General features: G+C 73.2%; 3 protein-coding genes. 2 read left to right on the forward strand and 1 reads right to left on the reverse strand.

What is annotated here, in order from left to right; all coding sequences use genetic code 11:
- Positions 1–191 (forward strand): hypothetical protein (locus ACFWR9_RS03225; protein WP_383834687.1); only part of this gene is annotated, 191 nt, incomplete at its 5' end.
- Between the two features lie 30 nt (positions 192–221).
- Positions 222–539: a hypothetical protein gene (locus ACFWR9_RS03230; RefSeq protein ID WP_383834690.1), complete on the forward strand. Its 318-nt coding sequence runs from the start codon at positions 222–224 to the stop codon at positions 537–539.
- Here the strand turns inward: ACFWR9_RS03230 and ACFWR9_RS03235 are convergent.
- On the reverse strand, positions 502–1,674 hold the full coding sequence (locus tag ACFWR9_RS03235) for an acyl-CoA dehydrogenase family protein (protein WP_383834693.1): 1,173 nt from the start codon (positions 1,672–1,674) through the stop codon (positions 502–504). The two genes, ACFWR9_RS03230 and ACFWR9_RS03235, sit on opposite strands and share 38 nt — an antisense overlap.
- Between the last annotated feature and the right edge of the window lie 475 nt (positions 1,675–2,149).

Genomic DNA, 2,149 nt, shown 5'->3' on the forward strand with positions numbered 1-2,149 from the left:
ACGGCTCGCAGGACGCCGTGGCGCGGGCCGGTGCGCTCGCGGGCGGGATCCCCTCGGAGCAGCGGGGCAGATCGGGCAGGTCGGGCAGGCCGGTCGGCGCTCACGAGCCGACGGCACGTCAGGCCGCCCCCGGCAACCGCACGACAGCGGCGGACACCCGCGAACTCACGCTCGATTGCGTCCGCCGGTGACCTGTCCCCACTTCGCCGCGTTGCCCTGGTATGACCCACACGTACTCGGCGACCGGGAGTCGGCGCCGCGTGTTCGTCCCGGTGCCCGCCGGACCGGTTCCGCCGGCCCCGCAGATCCCGGACCCACCCATCTACCGCGAGCTGATGCGGACCTGGGCCGACGGCGGCCGCACCCTGCCGGGGCGCCACGACCCGGAGTGGATCAGGCTCGCGGAACCCCCGCGCGGGCTCGGCGACTTCTTCGCCGGCGCCGACGCCCTCGCCATCGGCGACTCCCGCGTCACCGGTGGCTTCACCGTCACGGGTGACTTCAGCGTCCCTCGGGACCCGCGAGGTGACGGGCGATGACCATGCGCTGGATCTGGTTGGTGCCCTCGACGATCTGGAGCACCTTCGCCTCGCGCATGTACCGCTCGGCCGGGAAGTCCGCGGTGTAGCCGTACCCGCCGAGTACCTGCACGGCGTCGGTGGTCACCTGCATCGCCGCGTCGGTGCAGTACAGCTTGGCCATGGCCGCCTGCTTGGCGAACGGCCGTCCGGCGTCGCGCAGTCGCGCCGCCGTCAGGTACAGCGCGCGCCCCGCCTCGATCCGGGTCGCCATGTCGGCCAGCATGAAGCGCAGCCCCTGGAAGTCGGAGATCGGCTTGCCGAACTGCCGCCGCTCGGCCGCGTAGGACACCGCCTCGTCCAGCGCCGCCTGGGCCACACCGACCGCGCAGGCGGCGATGCCGAGCCGCCCCGAGTCGAGCGCGGCCAGCGCGATCGCGAAACCCTGTCCCTCGTCGCCGAGCCGGCGGTCGTCGGGGACCCGCACGCCGTCGAGGTGGATCTGTGCGGTGGGTGAGCCCTTGAGCCCCATCTTCTTCTCCGGCACCGCGGCGCTCAGCCCCTCGGCGTCGCCGGGCACCAGGAAGGCCGTGATGCCGCGCGGCCCGTCCTCGCCGGTGCGCGCCATGACGGTGTAGAAGTCCGCGATGCCGCCGTGGGTGATCCAGGCCTTGGTGCCGTCGATCACCCAGTCGTCGCCGTCGCGCACGGCCTTGGTGCGCAGCGAGGCGGCGTCGGAGCCGGAGGCGGGTTCGGAGAGGCAGTAGGCGCCGAGCACGCCGCCACCGAGCATCGCGGGCAGCTGGCCGGCCTGCTGCTCCTTGGTGCCGTAGGCGGCCAGCGCGTAGCAGGCGAGGGTGTGCACGCTGACGCCGAGGCCGACGGTGAGCCGGGCCGCGGCGAACTCCTCCAGGACCTGGAGGTACACCTCGTACGGCTGCTCGCCGCCACCGAACTGGGCGTCGTAGGGCAGGCCGAGCAGGCCGGAGTCGGAGAGCAGGGCGAAGACCTCGCGCGGGAAGCGTCCGGCGTCCTCCTCCTCGGCCGCGCTCGGGGCGATCTCACGCTGCGCGATGTCGCGGACGAGTGAGATCAGATCCCGTGCCTCGTCCGTGGGCAGTTGCCGGTCCACCGGCTGCGGGGCGCGGTCGGGCATGGCGACGCTCTCCTCCCTGTCGGGCGCATCGGCGGATGTGCGCCTTGGGTGGAGGCGGTTCCGCCGGGTCGTTCGGGCCTGGCCGATGCTCGCACTCCCGGGTCGCGGAAGCGGCTGACCAGCGGCTGTGCGCTGTGAGTATGCCCGATCGGACGCATGGAGTCACCAGTTAACGACCGCTTACTTCAAGAAATGCTCCGGCCCGCCGCGAAGGGCCGGAATTCGGCGCTCCAGACCGAAAATGGTCCGCACCATTGACCCCACTGGTCTAGTCCTTCTACGGTGACGGCCCGAACGCGTTACCGCGTTCATGCCAATCGGCGCGCGTTTCCCTCTTCCCCCCACGAGGAGACACCCGATGCACGTCCCGCACCTCCCCCGGGCCCGCACCCGGCGGGCGCGCGGGGGCCACCCGGAGGGGGGCGCGCGGGGGGGGCGAGAGCGGGGGGGGGGCCGAGGGGGGCCCACGCCGCCG

It is taken from the genome of Streptomyces sp. NPDC058534, assembly GCF_042717365.1.
In the GTDB taxonomy this organism is placed as follows: domain Bacteria; phylum Actinomycetota; class Actinomycetes; order Streptomycetales; family Streptomycetaceae; genus Streptomyces.

What these genes read in the sequence shown, in the direction of transcription:
- ACFWR9_RS03235 (WP_383834693.1), bottom strand. Translation starts at nt 1,674, where the DNA reads ATGCCCGACCGCGCCCCGCAGCCGGTGGACCGGCAACTGCCCACGGAC.
- ACFWR9_RS03230 (WP_383834690.1), top strand. Translation starts at nt 222, where the DNA reads ATGACCCACACGTACTCGGCGACCGGGAGTCGGCGCCGCGTGTTCGTC.